Annotated in this window: 13 protein-coding genes, 1 tRNA gene and 1 pseudogene; 11 read left to right on the forward strand and 4 right to left on the reverse strand. The window is 68.0% G+C overall.

Annotated features, from left to right (window positions below; genetic code table 11):
* The 7 genes and pseudogenes from S2M10_RS13730 to S2M10_RS13760 form a co-directional block, all read left to right on the forward strand.
* Positions 1–260, forward strand: a pseudogene (locus S2M10_RS13730) (chemotaxis protein CheW); the annotation flags it as partial.
* 67 nt (positions 261–327) lie between these two features.
* Positions 328–1,995: a methyl-accepting chemotaxis protein gene (locus tag S2M10_RS13735; protein ID WP_168846566.1), complete on the forward strand. Its 1,668-nt coding sequence runs from the start codon at positions 328–330 to the stop codon at positions 1,993–1,995.
* 32 nt (positions 1,996–2,027) lie between these two features.
* Entirely contained in the window at positions 2,028–3,821 is a 1,794-nt protein-coding gene (locus S2M10_RS13740; protein ID WP_168846567.1) for a methyl-accepting chemotaxis protein, read from the forward strand.
* Positions 3,818–4,297: a chemotaxis protein CheW gene (locus S2M10_RS13745; protein WP_168846568.1), complete on the forward strand. Its 480-nt coding sequence runs from the start codon at positions 3,818–3,820 to the stop codon at positions 4,295–4,297. The genes S2M10_RS13740 and S2M10_RS13745 overlap by 4 nt, the downstream gene beginning before the upstream one ends.
* A gap of 68 nt (positions 4,298–4,365) precedes the next feature.
* The gene (locus S2M10_RS13750; protein ID WP_168846814.1) at positions 4,366–5,181 is read left to right on the forward strand and encodes a CheR family methyltransferase; all 816 of its coding nucleotides are present in this window, start codon (positions 4,366–4,368) and stop codon (positions 5,179–5,181) included.
* Positions 5,181–6,260: a chemotaxis response regulator protein-glutamate methylesterase gene (locus S2M10_RS13755; protein WP_168846569.1), complete on the forward strand. Its 1,080-nt coding sequence runs from the start codon at positions 5,181–5,183 to the stop codon at positions 6,258–6,260. The genes S2M10_RS13750 and S2M10_RS13755 overlap by 1 nt, the downstream gene beginning before the upstream one ends.
* A 21-nt stretch (positions 6,261–6,281) precedes the next feature.
* Entirely contained in the window at positions 6,282–7,994 is a 1,713-nt protein-coding gene (locus S2M10_RS13760; protein WP_168846570.1) for a hypothetical protein, read from the forward strand.
* A 17-nt stretch (positions 7,995–8,011) separates the two neighbouring features.
* Here the strand turns inward: S2M10_RS13760 and S2M10_RS13765 are convergent, their stop codons facing one another.
* The 3 genes from S2M10_RS13765 to S2M10_RS13775 all read right to left on the reverse strand — a co-directional run bounded on the left by S2M10_RS13765 (position 8,012) and on the right by S2M10_RS13775 (position 10,144).
* Positions 8,012–8,485, reverse strand: a complete 474-nt coding sequence (locus S2M10_RS13765; RefSeq protein ID WP_168846571.1) for a YbjN domain-containing protein — start codon at positions 8,483–8,485, stop codon at positions 8,012–8,014.
* A gap of 65 nt (positions 8,486–8,550) precedes the next feature.
* Entirely contained in the window at positions 8,551–9,345 is a 795-nt protein-coding gene (locus tag S2M10_RS13770) for an SDR family oxidoreductase (protein ID WP_168846572.1), read from the reverse strand.
* 94 nt (positions 9,346–9,439) lie between these two features.
* Positions 9,440–10,144: an NAD-dependent deacylase gene (locus S2M10_RS13775; protein WP_168846573.1), complete on the reverse strand. Its 705-nt coding sequence runs from the start codon at positions 10,142–10,144 to the stop codon at positions 9,440–9,442.
* A 76-nt stretch (positions 10,145–10,220) separates the two neighbouring features.
* Between S2M10_RS13775 and S2M10_RS13780 the strand changes: the two genes are divergently transcribed.
* The 4 genes from S2M10_RS13780 (at position 10,221) to S2M10_RS13795 (ending at position 12,170) form a co-directional block, all read left to right on the forward strand.
* Entirely contained in the window at positions 10,221–10,592 is a 372-nt protein-coding gene (locus S2M10_RS13780) for a hypothetical protein (protein WP_168846574.1), read from the forward strand.
* Between the two features lie 41 nt (positions 10,593–10,633).
* Complete coding sequence (gene dapB / locus S2M10_RS13785) at positions 10,634–11,362, forward strand: 4-hydroxy-tetrahydrodipicolinate reductase (RefSeq protein WP_168846575.1); 729 nt, start codon at positions 10,634–10,636, stop codon at positions 11,360–11,362.
* On the forward strand, positions 11,359–12,024 hold the full coding sequence (gene nth, locus S2M10_RS13790; protein ID WP_168846576.1) for an endonuclease III: 666 nt from the start codon (positions 11,359–11,361) through the stop codon (positions 12,022–12,024). Before dapB ends, nth begins: the two co-directional genes overlap by 4 nt.
* A 69-nt stretch (positions 12,025–12,093) precedes the next feature.
* A tRNA-Arg gene (locus tag S2M10_RS13795) sits at positions 12,094–12,170 on the forward strand.
* Between the two features lie 154 nt (positions 12,171–12,324).
* Here S2M10_RS13795 and S2M10_RS13800 read toward each other — a convergent pair.
* On the reverse strand, positions 12,325–15,372 hold the full coding sequence (locus S2M10_RS13800) for a TonB-dependent receptor (protein ID WP_247650812.1): 3,048 nt from the start codon (positions 15,370–15,372) through the stop codon (positions 12,325–12,327).
* Positions 15,373–15,553: the final 181 nt, after the last annotated feature.

Raw genomic sequence — 15,553 nt, forward strand, 5'->3', positions numbered from 1 at the left:
CGCTCGACAGCCGCATCGTCGTGATCGAGATCCCGCTCGCCGGCGAGCCGCTCCAGATCGGCATCCGCACCGACAAGGTCCATGAGGTCGCCACGCTTGACCAGGCCGCCGCCGAAGAGCCCCCCGCTGTCGGCATGCGCTGGCGCCGCCAGTTCGTCCGCACCCTGGTGCGCCGCGAACACGGCATCGTCGTCCTCCCGGACCTCCACGCCATCTTCGCCGACCAGCTCGGCGAGCGCGCCATCGCGGCCGCCGAATGAGCCGCCTTCTCCCCCCGCCCGCACGGCCGACATCGCCGATGCGCCCCCGCTTCGAGGAACGATGACCATGCGTGCAACCCTCAAACTGAAACTCGGCGCCACCTTCGGTGTGCTGATCGTCCTGCTGCTGGTGGTGGTAGGCGTGGCGAGCACCCGGCTGGCCGTGCTCAACCAGGCAACCACCGACGTCATTCGCGGCCCCGCCCAGCGCCTCGAGCTCGCCCAGACAATCGACGCCAAGCTCGGCTTCGTCATCCGCCAGGAGAAGAACCTGGCCATGTCGACCGACGATGCGCAGATGCGCAAGTTCGACGCGGACCTGATGAAGGCGCGCGGCGAGCTGCAGCAGCTGATTGCCAAGGGCGTCGCCGGCGCGACCGAACAGGGCCGCCCGCTCTGGTCGCAGCTGGAAAGCAAGATCGACGAGTTCGTGCCGGTCAATGACCAGGTGCGCAGTTTCGGCCTGGCGAACAAGAAGGTGGAGGCGTCGCAGCTCTCAATGGGCAAATCGCGCGAGCTGGCGCTGTCGATCAGCCAGGTCGTCACCCAGCTCGTGACGTTGTCGCGCCAGCAGATGAGCACCGCCGAGCAGGAGACCACCGCGGTCTACAACGGTGCCAATATCGCGCTGTACAGTGTCGCCGGCGTCGCGCTGCTGATCGCGGTGGCTGCCGCCTGGTGGATTTCTCGCGCCGTTTCGACCGGCCTGGCGCGCGTCGGCTCGGCGATCACCGCCGTCGCCGAGGGCGACCTCAACCAGCGCGTGCAGGTGACGAGCAACGACGAGATCAAGGATCTGGTCGAGACGGTCAACGGAATGGTCGATCGCCTGCGCGGCGTGATCGCCGATGCGACGGTCGCCTCGACCAACGTCTCCTCGGGCAGCCAGGAATTGTCGTCGAGCGCCGAACAGGTCTCGCAGGGCGCGACCGAGCAGGCCGCCGCCGCCGAGCAGGCGTCGGCCTCGATGGAGGAGATGGCCGCCAACATCAAGCAGAACGCCGACAACGCCGCGCAGACCGAGAAGATCGCACGCCAGTCGGCCAAGGACGCCGAGACCAGCGGCGTCGCGGTGGATCGCGCGGTAGGCGCGATGCGCACGATTGCCGAGAAGATCGGCATCGTCCAGGAAATCGCCCGCCAGACCGACCTGCTCGCGCTCAACGCCGCGGTGGAAGCAGCCCGCGCCGGCGAACATGGCCGCGGCTTCGCGGTGGTCGCCTCCGAAGTGCGCAAGCTCGCCGAACGCAGCCAGGGTGCCGCCGCCGAGATCAGCTCGGTCTCGTCCGAGACGGTGAAGGCCGCCGCCGAGGCCGGCGACATGCTCGGCCGGCTGGTGCCCGACATCCGCCGCACCGCCGAGCTGGTCAGCGAGATCAGCGCCGCCTGCCGCGAGCAGGACATCGGCGCCGCGCAGATCAACGAGGCGATCCAGCAGCTCGACCAGGTCACCCAGCAGAATGCCGGCGCCTCCGAGCAGATCAGCGCCACCTCGGAGGAACTCGCCGCGCAGGCCGAGGAACTCCAGGCCAGCATCGCCTATTTCAAGGTCGATACGGTACAGGCTGCGCGCCCGCGCGCCGCGGCGCCGGTGCGGCGCCCTGCGGCCAAGCCGGCCCAGCGCCCCAAGCCCAAAAGCGTCGCCGATCAGCAGGCGCGAGTCAGCGGCTTCGCGCTCGACCTGAGCAACGGTGGCCCGGACGCCGATGACGCGGCCTTTGGCTACGCCGCCTGACCACGAATGCCCCGCACAACAGGAACGATCATATGCGCTTGACCATCAAGACAAAGCTTGCGGCCGCCTTCAGCTTTCTGCTGCTGATCACGGCGCTTCTCGGCGGCGTCGGCGTCGTGAAGATGGCGTCGATCAACGACCGGTCGACCGAGATCACCGAGAACTGGATGCCGAGCACCAATCTCGTGAATCAGATCAACACCGCGACTTCGGACCTGCGCGTGGCGCAGCTGACGCATGTCGCCACGCTCGACGAGCGCGGCATGCAGCAGGTGGACGAAGAATTGCGCCGCATCCTTGCCGACATCCGGGACAAGCGGCAGCGCTATGAAAAGCTGATTTCCTCCGACGAGGAACGGGGCGTCTACAACCAGTTCTCCGAGAAGTTTCAACGGTATCTGGAGGCGAGCAACGTGTTCATCGCGCTGTCCCGCCAGAACCAGAATGTGCAGGCCAACGCCAAGATCGCCGAGAGCAAGCCGCTGTACGACGATTTCTCCGCCGACCTCGGCAAGCTCGTGAAGCTCAACATCGACGGCGGCGGCAACGCCAGCGCAATGGCGGATGCCACCTATTCGGCGGCGCGGATCCTGTTCATCTCGATGGTGGTGGGTGCGCTTGTGTTCGGCGTGGCGGCGGCGCTGTGGATCGCGCGCAGCGTCACGCTCGGACTGCGCAAGGCAAGCGTCGCCGTGCAGGCGGTTTCGATCGGCGATCTCGAGCAGGATGTCGCCGTCACCACCAATGACGAGATCAAGGATCTGGTCGACACGCTCAACCGCATGACGGCCAATCTGCGCATGAGCGCCAAGCTGGCCGACAAGATCGCGGATGGCGACCTGACCGTCGACCATCGCCCGCTCTCGGACAAGGACATGCTGGGCCACGCGCTGGTGCGCATGGTCGAGCGGCTTCGCGGCGTGGTCGGCGATGCGACGGTCGCTGCGAACAACGTCTCGGCGGGCAGCCAGGAACTGTCGTCCAGCTCGGAGCAGGTCTCGCAGGGTGCGACCGAGCAGGCCGCCGCCGCCGAGCAGGCCTCCGCGGCGATGGAGGAGATGGCCGCCAACATCAAGCAGAACGCCGACAACGCCGCACAGACCGAGAAGATCGCGCGCCAGTCGGCCAAGGATGCCGAAACCAGCGGCGTCGCGGTGGATCGCGCGGTCGGCGCGATGCGCACCATCGCCGAGAAGATCGGCATCGTTCAGGAAATCGCCCGACAGACCGACCTGCTCGCGCTCAACGCCGCGGTGGAGGCAGCCCGCGCCGGCGAACATGGCCGCGGCTTCGCCGTGGTCGCCTCCGAAGTGCGCAAGCTCGCCGAGCGCAGCCAGGGTGCCGCCGCCGAGATCAGCTCGGTCTCGTCCGAGACGGTGAAGGCCGCCGCCGAGGCCGGCGACATGCTCGGCCGGCTGGTACCCGACATCCGCCGCACCGCCGAGCTGGTCAGCGAGATCAGCGCCGCCTGCCGCGAGCAGGACATCGGCGCCGCGCAGATCAACGAGGCGATCCAGCAGCTCGACCAGGTCACCCAGCAGAATGCCGGCGCCTCCGAGCAGATCAGCGCCACCTCGGAGGAACTTGCCGCGCAGGCCGAGGAACTCCAGGCCAGCATCGCCTATTTCCGCGTCGAGCAGCCGCCGCGCGCGCGCACGCCCACCCCGGCGCGCCGCCCGGCATCGAAACAGGCCGCCAAGACCGCAGCGCGCCCCAAGCCCAACAGCATCGCCGATCAGCAGGCCCGGGTCAGCGGCTTCGCGCTGGATCTCGCCACCGGCGGCCCGGATGCCGAGGACAGCGCGTTCGGCGTGGAGGCCGCATGAGCGACACCGCCGAACTCCAGCTCGTCACCTTCGGGCTGGGCGCGGAGATCTTCGCCGTGCCGGTCACGCTGGTGCGCGAGATCCTCGACTATCGCGAGACCTTCCGCATCCCCAATGGTCCGGACTATCTGCTCGGCCTGACCGACATGCGCGGCCAGGGCGTGCCGACGATCGACTTCCGCCGGCGGATCGGCCTCTCGCCCTTTGCCCCCACGCCGGCCACCCGCATCCTGGTGGTCGATGTACCGGTCGCGGATCGGGTGCTGATGCTGGGGCTGGTGGTAGATCGCGTGCTGGAAGTGTGCAGCGTGACCGCCGATCAGCTGGAAGCGGCGCCGGACATCGGCGTGCGCTGGTCCTCTGATTATATCGGCGGGGTGATTAAGCGGTCCGAAGGATTCGTCGTGCTAGTCCACATGGCGAAGATCTTCTCTTCCGAAGAAGCGCGGGTGCTCACCACCCGCGCTGCCGCCTGAGCGTCACGGAGCAGCCCTTGTCCGCAGCATTAGCGCTGGATCCGTCGCCCCCCGCCGGGCTCGATATGATGAGCAGGCGCAACTTCGCGCGCCTCGCCGCCTATATCTACGAGGTCTCGGGCATCAAGATGCCGGAGACCAAGAAGACCATGCTCGAAGGGCGGCTGCGCCGTCGGCTGCGCGCGGTCGGCGTCGATACGCTCGACGGCTATTGCGACTATGTGTTCGCCGGCGATCACCTGGCGGCCGAAGGGCTGCATCTGATCAACGCCGTCACTACCAACAAGACCGACTTCTTCCGCGAGCCGGCGCATTTCGACTATCTGGTCGAACGCGTGCTGCCCGCGCTGGCGATGCGCGGCGTGCGCACGCTGCGTGCGTGGAGCGCCGCCTGCTCGACGGGGCCGGAGCCCTATACGCTGGCAATGGTGCTCGACGACCATGCCGAGCGGACGGGCGGTCCGGACTATGGCATTCTCGCCACCGACCTCGATACCGAGGTGCTGGCGACCGCGCGCAGCGGCATCTATGCCGCCGAGCTGGTTGATCCGGTGCCCGCGGCCTTGCGACGCAAATATGTGATGACGTCGAACGATCCGGCCCGGCGCGACGTGCGGATCGTGCCGCGGCTGCGCAGCGCGATCGGTTTCGGCCGCCTCAACCTGATGGACGATCGCTATCCGGTGGGCGATGCGATGCATCTGATCTTCTGCCGCAACGTGCTGATCTATTTCGACAAGCCCACGCAGAAAAAGGTCGTCTCGCAGCTCTATGACTGCCTGGCGCCTGGCGGCTATCTGTTCCTCGGCCATTCGGAATCGATCACGGGGCTGGGCCTGCCGCTCGAGCAGGTCGCCAACACCGTGTTCCGGCGGGGTGACTGATGCCCAAGATCCGCGTCCTGATCGTCGATGATTCGGCCAGTGTCCGCCAGACCATGGCGACGATCCTGGGGGAAGATCCGGCGATCGAGGTGATCGGCACCGCCGCCGATCCGTTCAGCGCGGCCAAGCGCATCCAGGAACAGGTGCCGGATGTCATCACGCTGGACGTGGAGATGCCGCGGATGGACGGCATCACCTTCCTGCGCAAGCTGATGGTGCAGTGCCCGGTGCCGGTGGTGATGTGCTCGTCGCTGACCGAGAACGGCTCCGACACGCTGCTCCAGGCGATGGAGGCGGGCGCGGTCGACGTGATCCTGAAGCCCCGGGTGGGCGTGGCCGATCATCTCGCCGAGCATCACCTCCAGATCCGCGATGTGGTGAAGGCGGCGGCCCGGGCCCGGGTGCGCGGCCGACCTGGCAAGCCCGTGCCGAAGGCCGAGGCACCTGCGACGAAGCTCACCGCCGACGCGATGCTGCCGCCGCCTAGCGGCAAGGCGATGAGCCGTACAACCGAGATGGTGGTGTGCATGGGCGCCTCCACCGGCGGCACCGAGGCGCTGCGCGAGGTGCTGGAGGCGCTGCCGGCGAACAGCCCCGGCATCGTCATCGTCCAGCACATGCCGGAGCATTTCACCCGTGCCTTCGCGCAGCGGCTCAACGGGCTGTGCGAGGTCGACGTCAAGGAAGCGGTCGACGGCGATCCGGTGCTGCGCGGCCAAGTGCTGATCGCCCCCGGCGGCAGGCACACCATGCTCGAGCGGCAGGGCGCGCGCTATTATGTCTCGGTCCGCGATGGGCCGCTGGTGTCGCGCCACCGACCCTCGGTGGACGTGCTGTTCCGCTCGGCGGCGCGCGCGGCGGGATCCAACGCGGTCGGCATCATCATGACCGGGATGGGCGACGATGGCGCTCGGGGCCTGCTGGAAATGCGCCAGGCCGGCGCGCGCACCTTCGCGCAGGACGAAGCGAGCTCGATCGTGTTCGGCATGCCCAAGGAGGCGATCGCGCGCGACGCCGCGGACAGGATCATCCCCCTCGGGCACATCGCCCGCGAACTGCTCACGGCCACGGCACGATGACCGCGCAACAAGGAGACGGCCATGTACGCCGCACCGATTCCTGAACCCAACCCCGAATCCGAACTGTCGCTGGCGCAGATCGAGGCGACGATCAGCCAAGTCGCCGGCGCGCTCGACGCGCGCTTCGTCGCGGCGGGCGAAGCGCTGGCCCAGGCCTATGCGATCGTCGAGCGGCTGGTGAACGCGCTGGAAGGCGTCACCAACGCCATGGGTCGCGACGCGGCGGAAGCGGCGGTCGACAATATGCGCGCAACGGCCATGCGGCTGGAGCGGCTGCCCGCCGTGCAGGCGGCGCGGCAGGCCGGGCTGGAGAGCATCGCGGCCGGTGCACGTCCCCTCGCCCACTATATCGCGCAGGTGAAGCGCACCCTCGACTTCCTGCGAATCTGCGGCCTCAACATCAAGGTGGCGGCAGCCGGCCGCAACGGCTTCGCCGACTTTGCCGACACGATGAACGTGCGGCTGGACGTGGGCGAAGAAGAGATCGGCGGCATCGGCACCGAGATCGAGCAGCTCACCGCCAGCATCCCGGCGCTGATCGAGGTCGATCGCCAGCTGGCCGCCGAATGCGCAAAGGTGATCCCGCAGGTGCCGCGCAAGCTCGCCGCCGATGCCGAGGCGCTGCAGCGGCACCAGGCTGCCGATGCAGCCCGCGCCGCGCGGATCGCGGCGGTGGGGCGCGAGATCCATGGGCAGGTCGCCACCGCGATCGGTGCGATGCAGGTCGGCGACAGCACCCGCCAGCGGCTGGAGCATGTCGCCGCCGGCGTGCGCGCGCTCATCGCCTGGCGCGACGCCGCCGATCCCGCCACGGCGATTTCGGTGGTCGGCCATATGGTCGCGCTGTTCGCCGCCCAGGCATCGGACACGATCGAGACGTTCCACGGCGAATCGCAGCGGCTGGCGGAAAGCCTGCGCGCGATCGCGCCCAGCGCGACCCAGCTGCTGGCGATCAAGGCCGAGGGCGACCGCACGCCAAGCGGCGACAACAGCGCCTTTCTCGGCGCGCTGGAGAAGAGCGTCGCCGACGTGGCGCAGGTGACCGCCCGGCTGCGCGATGCCGATGCCAAGGCGCAGGCGCTCGGCGGCTCCACGTCCGACAGTGCCGAGCGCCTCGCGCAGCGGCTGCGCGTCGTCCACCGGGTGAACCACGACGTGCACCTGATGGCGTGGAACACCGATCTGCGCTGCCACCGTCTCGGCGACGAGGGCAAGGCGCTGGCGATGGTGGCGCAGGAGATCCGCGGCTTTGCGACGATGCTGGCGACGATCTCGGCCGATATCCGCCAGTCGGTCGAATCGCTGGTAAGCGCGGTGACGGCGCTGCGCGATCCCGAGGTTGAACAGGGCGGCGACGCCGCCGAGGCGTTGACCGAGTCGCTCGCCTGCATCCGCGATGGCGCCCAGCGCATGCGCGCCGGCATGGCGGGGCTGAGCGAGGATGCGGCGGCAGTGTCCCGGATCCTGGAGACGACCACCAGCAACGTCGACTGCGAGGCAGCATTCGGCGATTCGCTGCGCAGCGTGGTGCTGCAGCTCAAGCTGTTCGGCACCCCCTGCCCGGCCCCCGAGGGTGCGGTGGCAGTCGCGCTGGCCGAACTGCTCGACGGCATGGCGCGCAGCTACACCATGGCGCGCGAACGCGAGATCCACAGCCGCTTCGCGCTGCCGGGCACGTCCTCGGCGCCGCAGACGAGCATGGACGAGGATGATGACGATGACGGGCTGTTCTGAACGGCCCGCCCCGCGTCCTATTTCTTCTGGGTCTCGTTCGTTTCGCTGACGTAATCGGCGAAGCTGCCCACCAGCGAATCCCACAGCTCCAGATTCTTGCGGAACAGCATGGTCGTCATCGGCTGGTCCTCGAAGTTCAGGTCATATTCGATCGCCGCCTCGCCCTTTTCGTCCGAATAGACACGCGCGAAGCGGTGCTTCTGGGTCCAGGCATTGGCGCGCTCCGGCGACAGCTTGTCGGTCCAGCCGGCGTAGAATTGCAGGTCGCCGCAATTGCGGCCCTTGTCGCAGCTCATGAAGAAGATGGTGTACTTGTATCCCTGCGCACCGCTGCGGATGATCGGGTCGCCGTCGCTGTCCTTGGCCAGCTCCGCCTTGTAGCCCGCATCCTGCAGCGCCTTGACCACCGATTGCGGATCGGTGGACTTCACCTGCGCCTGTGCCGGCACCGCCGCCAGCAGGCCGAGCCCGATCAGCATCCCCATCTTCATGCGCTTGCCCCTTCCCTTCGTTACGGCAGCGCGGCCGTATCGCGGATCCGCCGTAGCTGCCAAGCCTAGCGCCGCGCCAGCCGGCTGCGCTGCGCCTGTTTGCGCAGCGCGCCCGGCATCCACCGCGCCGCGAACCACAGCTTGCGCGCGGTCTTGCCGACGCGGGTGTGGAGCACCGTGCCCTGCACCGCTGCCCAGGCCGCCTCGGCAACGTCGCTCACGGGCGAGATCTCCAGCCCCGCCCGCCGCACATTCTCGCGGATCAGCTGGTTGGAACCGCCGGTCGGCTGGTCGAGCAGCGGCGTGTCGATGAAGGCGGGCATCAGCGTGCGCACCTTGATGCCCGCAGCGGCCCATTCGCCGTCCAGCGCCTCGGCCAGCCCGCGCACCGCGAACTTGGTCGCCGAATAGATCGCCGCGCCCGCCGTGCCATAGATGCCGGCTGCGGAGCTGGTGATCAGCATCACCGATCCCGGTGTCGCGGAAAGCAACGGGAACCCGGCATGCGCGCCGTACACCACGCCGCTTAGATTGACCGCGATGCACCGCTCCAGCTCCGCTCGGGAGGTGGTGGCGAAGGGGCCGCTGGTGCCGATGCCGGCATTGTTGAACAGCACGTCCAGCCGCCCGCCGCTCGCCTCGGCAAAGGCCGCCAGCGCCGCCTCCCACTGGTCGCCATCGCGCACGTCGAGCGGGTGCGTCGTGGCACTGCCCGCCGGCAGCATCGCCAGCGTCTCCGCCAATCCCGCCGCATTGACGTCCGCCAGCCCGATGCGCCAGCCGCGCTGCGCGAACAGCAGCGCCACCGCCCGCCCGATTCCCGACGCGCCGCCGGTAATGAAGATTGCCTGCTGGGTCATCGCCCGCCTCTCCCTGATCGCTGGCGCCTGTCGCGACGCCTTGGCCCCATCCTTCCGCAGGATGCTGCGCAATGCCAGCGCGATGTTGCGGGGCTCAGGCCGTGGCGAGCAGTTCGTCGACCCAGGCCGGGACCAGAGTCCCCGCCGGGCCCATCCGGCTCTCCTCGAACCAGTGGCTGCCGCCCGAGGGGTCCAGGTTCATTTCCAGCGTCGCCGCGCCATAGTGCCGCGCGGTCTGGACGAACCCTGCGGCCGGGTAGACCGCGCCCGAAGTGCCGATCGAGACGAACAGATCCGCTTCGGCGATCGCCGCCTCGATCCGCTCCATCTGATAGGGCATCTCGCCGAAGAAGACGATGTCGGGCCGCAATGCGAGCATGCCGCAATTGGGGCATTCGCTCTCGGGCGGCAGCGTCTCTTCCCAGCGCTCGCGCACGCCGCACGCCGCGCACAGCGCCGAGCGCAGCTCGCCATGCATGTGGAGCAGCCGCGTCGCCCCCGCCCGCTCGTGCAGGTCGTCGACATTCTGCGTCACGATCAGCAGTTCGCCGGGCCAAGCCGAGTCCAGCTTGGCGAGGGCATGGTGCGCGGCATTGGGCGCGACCGCCTCCAGCGCCGCGCGCCGCAGATCGTAGAAGCGGTGGACCAGTTCGGGATCGCGCGCCAGCGCCTCGGGCGTGCAGACATCCTCCACCCGGTGCCCCTCCCACAGGCCGCCGGGACCGCGAAAGGTGGCGATGCCGCTTTCGGCGGAAACGCCGGCGCCGGTGAGAATCACGAGATTGCGGAAGCTGGCCATGCCGCGACCCTAGGCCGGCCATGCCAGCGCCGCAAAGTCTGGTTTCCCTGATCGCTCAAGGACCGGAGACAAGATCATGGCCGTGCTCGCCTTTGCCCTTCTCGCGATCCTGCTGCCGCAACAGGCGCGCGGCCCCGCCGCCGACGACGACGGCACCGGCGTGGTCGCGCGCCCGCTCACCCGGCAACGCTGCCCGGTCCCCACCAATCCCGACGAGATCGTCGTCTGCAAGCGCGACGAACCCGATCGCTACCGCATCGGCCCGCAGCTGGCGGCACCGCCCCAGCGCAGCGCGCTCGATCCCAGCTTCCGCCTCCCCGGCGGCGGCGAGGTGCGCGCCGAGGCGCAGCAACACAGCGCCGGCGTCGCCTCGGTGCCCGCCGCCTTCGTGACGCTGCGGATTCCGCTGCGCGCGAAGAAGAAAAAGCCGGACGAAACGCAAAAATAGCATCTGTCGCTTGGCAGCAGGATCGTGCAACAGCGCAGGCCATGACCAGCATCGGCATCTACGGCAGCATGGGGCGGATGGGCCAGGCGATCGCCGCCGCCCTTCCCGATTTCGGCGCCCGCTTGGCAGGCGGCACGGATGTGGGCGACGACCCCGCCGAGCTCGCCCGCAAGGCCGATGTGCTCGTCGACTTCTCCGCCCCCGCCGCGCTTGAGGCGAACCTCGCCGCCGCATGCGCGGCGCGCACGCCCATCGTAATCGGCACCACAGGCCTGGCCGAGCGCCATCACCGAATGATCGATGCTGCGGCGGCAGAGATCGCCGTGCTGCAGACCGGCAACACCTCGCTCGGCATCGGCCTGCTCGCGCGGCTGGTGCAGGAGGCGGCGGCGCGGCTCGGCCAGGACTGGGACATCGAGATCGTGGAGACGCACCATCGCAACAAGGCCGATGCACCGTCGGGCACCGCGCTGATGCTGGGCGCCGCCGCCGCGGAGGCGATGGGCAGCACGCTCGCCGAAGCCGGGGTCAGCGACCGCGCCGGCCTCACCGGCCCCCGCGCCGCCGGCACGATCGGCATGGCGAGCCTGCGCGGCGGATCGGTGATCGGCGACCATACGGTGGTCTTCGCCAGCGACGGCGAGCGGATCGAGCTCACCCATCGCGCCGATGATCGCGCGATCTTCGCCAAGGGCGCGATCCGCGCGGCCCTGTGGCTCCCCGGCCGCGACGCCGGCCGCTATACCATGGCCGAGGTGCTCGGCGTGTGAAGAATGCGCAGGTCGTCGAGTTCTTCGCGCGGCTGGCGGCGGACAATCCGCACCCGGAGACCGAGCTCGAATCGGTCAACACCTACACGCTGCTCGTTGCCGTGGTGCTCTCCGCCCAGGCGACCGATGCGGGGGTCAACAAGGCGACCCGCGCGCTGTTCGCGCAGGTGGACACGCCTGAGAAGATGGTCGCGCTCGGTGAAGCGGGGCTGAAGCAGCACATCAAGACGATCGGCCTGTTCAACACCAAGGCAAAGAACGTCATCGCGCTGTCGGAGGCGCTGCTCCGCGACCATGGCGGCGAGGTGCCGGCCGATCGCGACGCGCTGGAGCGACTGCCGGGCGTCGGTCGCAAGACCGCCAATGTGGTGATGAACGTGGCGTTCGGACACGAGACCTTCGCGGTCGACACGCACCTGTTCCGCGTCTGCAACCGCACCGGCCTCGCCCCGGGCAAGACGCCGCTGGCGGTGGAGCTGAAGCTGGAGAAGGTGGTGCCCCAGCCCTTCCGGTTGCATGCGCATCACTGGCTGATCCTGCACGGCCGCTACATCTGCAAGGCGCGCATGCCCGAGTGCTGGCGCTGTCCGGTCGTCGATTGCTGCACGTTCAAGCCGAAGACGCCGATGCCCAAGGCGAAGAAGGCAGCCCAACCCACCTGAGCTTTTGCGGGGAAGGTGCCGAAACGGGCTGGCGTTCGGCCAAAGGCTTTGCTAGTCGCCGCTTTCCAGGCACCCGTAGCTCAGCTGGATAGAGCGCTGCCCTCCGAAGGCAGAGGCCACAGGTTCGAATCCTGTCGGGTGCGCCATTTCCCACATCGCCGGCAAACGCAGCACCGAGGTTGAAGCCGAACCGGCTGCCCTGCGAACCCGCGTCGTCGACATGACGGCCTCTTCCGCCCAAGAAAAAGCCCCCGGAGGCATGGCCTCCGGGGGACGGGAGCATGGCGGTGTGCCGTGCCGTTACAGGCGCAGCGAGATGCCCGCGACCAGCTGGCGGCCCAGCAGGTCGTAGCCCATGATCGTGTTACCGCGCAGCAGGCCGATGCGGCTGCGGCTGTCCGGCACGATCGGCGGGTCGCGATCGAACAGATTGTTCGCGGCCAGCCGGAAGGTCATGCGCTTGGTAATGTCGAAGGTCAGCGCCAGGTCGAACCAGTCATAGGCCTTGATGCCCGGGAAGGCATCGCGCTTGTCGCCTTCGGGCAGCGCCGGAATGCCGGTGCTGGCAGGCGCATAGACGGTCATCGGCATGGCGCTGCGGTGGCGCCAGTTGAGCGACACGCTGACGACGCGGCTGGGCGCCATCCAGGTGGTGCGGAACTGGTGCGCCCAGGTCGGCATGCTCTCGCCGCAACCGCTGCCGAAATAGCCGGTGCAGTCGCGCGGCGTGATGTCCGGTGCCCCCTGGCTGCCAACCAGCGTCATCAGCGTGCCGTTGAAGCTCATGTCGAGCGACCCGATGCTGCCCAGACCGGTATTGTACTGACCCTGGAAATCCCAGCCGTGCGACTTGGACTTGTAGCCGTTGGTCGATCCGCGCGAGACCCAGCCGGTCGCCGGGCTGGTCGTCGGGGAGCTAGACAGCGTGCCGTCGGCGTTCCGCCTGATGCCGCGGCAATAATAGTCGTTGCCGGTGGTCAGGCAGCCGTTGAGCCAGTCGAGCGGGTTGAAGAACTCCAGCTGGTCCTCGAGATCGATCAGCCAGCGGTCTACCGACACGGTCAGGCCGGGCACGAAGCGTGGGCGGAGCACCAGGCCGAAGGTCTTGGTGTAGGCGGTCTCCGGACGCAGCGCAAAACCGCCCTCGCGAACGGTGCAGGCATCGTTCGGGCAGATCAGCGTCGTGCTGTTGTAGAGGTTGGTCGCCAGGCCGGTATTGGCGCACTGCTGCGCCGAGAAGCGCGACGGAACGCGGGGACCGTTCGGATTTGCCCCGTCGATCTGCGGCGCACAAGGATCCGCGTAGAAGCCCGTGTTCCAGAAGATGTTGGCTGCATTGGCCGCCGCACCGACGCCCGGCGCCGCCTGCGACTTGTTGTACGAGGCGCGGAAGGTGATGTCCTCGATCGGCGCCCAGATGCCCTCGATCTTCCACGTACCGAACTTGTCGTCCAGGCGATTATACTTGGACAGGCGGTAGCCGGCGTTGAGCTGGAGCAGGTGCGTCCAGGACTGGCGCTCGACCAACGGGGCGGAAAGCTCGACATTGCCTTCCAGGATGGTCTGGGTGGCGCGGCTGTTGGCCCCGCTGCTGTTGTTCTCGCGGAAGATGTCGTTGTAGTCGGTGCGGTCCATCTCGTCGCGATATTCGGCGCCCACGGCGACGGCGATGCCCTGCTCGGCAAAGGGCGAGGTGATGCCGTACTTGCCGAGATCGCCGCTTACCGTGCCGATGAACTGCAGCAGGCGCGGAACGCGCTTGGCGATGCCGCCGGTGGCGCCGCCGAACAGATAGTTGTTCAGCGCCGAATCATCGTTGAACGGCCGGAAGGCATTGAACGGCACGCACGACGGATCGGTGCCGTTGACCACCGAGCGGCAGGTCGGTCGGCCGTTGACGTTCACCACGTCGAGCGACCGGTTGATGTTATCGAAGCGCGCGAACGGCACGTCGATGGTGTCGAGCTGGGCGCGCGACAGCATGCCGGCCACGTCATAGGACCAGACATCGTTGAGCACCCGGCCGCGAAGACCGGCGGTGACGCGGTAGCCGGCATTAACGAATTCCTGGCGGACGAGCGGCTGCGAATCGAAACGATAGCGCACGTCGATGGGCGCGAATCGCCCTGCCACCCCCGCATTGGCACCGCACAGCGTCTGCGCCTGCGAGGCCGAGAGGAACGGGTTGTCGCAATTCACCTGGAACGGCGTGCTGCCATAGGCAGCGAAGTTGAAGTTGCGGTTGAGCTGGGTGTTGTACGACTTGTCGCGGTACCACAGCACGTTGCTGTACAATTCGATGTGATCGTCGAGCTGCGCGGTCAGGAAGCCGCCCGCATTGACGCGGTGGAACGGCCGCTGGAAGGCCCAATCGTCATACGGGTTTGCCGAGCTGCCCGCCGGTCCGCTGTTGATCGGGATGAAGGTGCCGTTGCCGTTGGGATTGTTGACCAGCACCTGACCAGCGAACGCCCCCGACTGCGGAATGATCGTGCCCGCCGGCGTGAACGACGCGCGCGAACAGCCGAGCGGCGAGGTACGGCTGCTCGTCACGACCTCGCAAACCGCGTTCGAACGATCGCGCAGGCGGACCAGGCTCGACTCGCGATAATCGGCGAAGGCCGAGATGTTGACGCGGCCGTCGAACAGGTTGGTGCCGGCAGCGATGCTGACATCGGCGCGGCCGCCGTCGTTCTTCATGCCCAGCGGCGAATTGAAGCCGGCGCGCGCGGCGGCCTCGGTGACCGCACTGGCGCGGTTCTTGTGGTTGAAGAAGCTGTAGTTGCCGTCGATGCGGATGCCGGAGAAGTTCTTCTTCATCACGAAGTTGACCACACCCGCGACCGCGTCCGAGCCGTAGACAGACGAGGCGCCGCCGGTCAGCACGTCGATCCGGTCGACCAGCGCGTTCGGGATGATGCCCACGTCGACCGAGTTGGCCAGGCCGATGCGCATGCCGTCGATCAGCATCAGCGTACGCTCATAGCCCAGGCTGCGCAGCTTGATGCGCTGGCGGCCTTCGGAGTCGCTGAAGTTCTGCTCGGAATTGACCTGCACCTGCGGCAGTCGGTTGGTCACTTCCTCGATCGTGGTCGCACCCTGCGCGGCGATCTCGGCGGCGGTGGTGGTGACGATCGGCGCGGCCGAGCGATTGTTCAGCCGGACGATGCGCGTGCCGGTGACGACGATCGGGCCGGCATTGTCCTGATCGGCTTCGCCCGCCAGTTTGGCCGATGCCACCGGATCGCCGATCGATACGGGTGGATTGTCATTGGTCTGTGCGGCGGCAGGCACCGCCATCAGCGCGGCCACGCAACAGCTGCTGGCCCAGATTCCCCTTAGCATCATGAACTATTCCCCTCTTTCTGACCGAAATCGGGACGAGTTCGTCCGGCACCGCTGCGCTCCGGGGGGAAGCGGGTGGCGCGCGGACCGTGCCACCTGGGTGCCGGACAAACCATTCCGGACTTGGTTACCAGAAGGTGTCATGCTGGTTTCATACGGGCAACATCCCTGTTGCCATAAAATG

The organism is Sphingomonas sp. S2M10, assembly GCF_012650175.1.
GTDB lineage: Bacteria > Pseudomonadota > Alphaproteobacteria > Sphingomonadales > Sphingomonadaceae > Sphingomonas.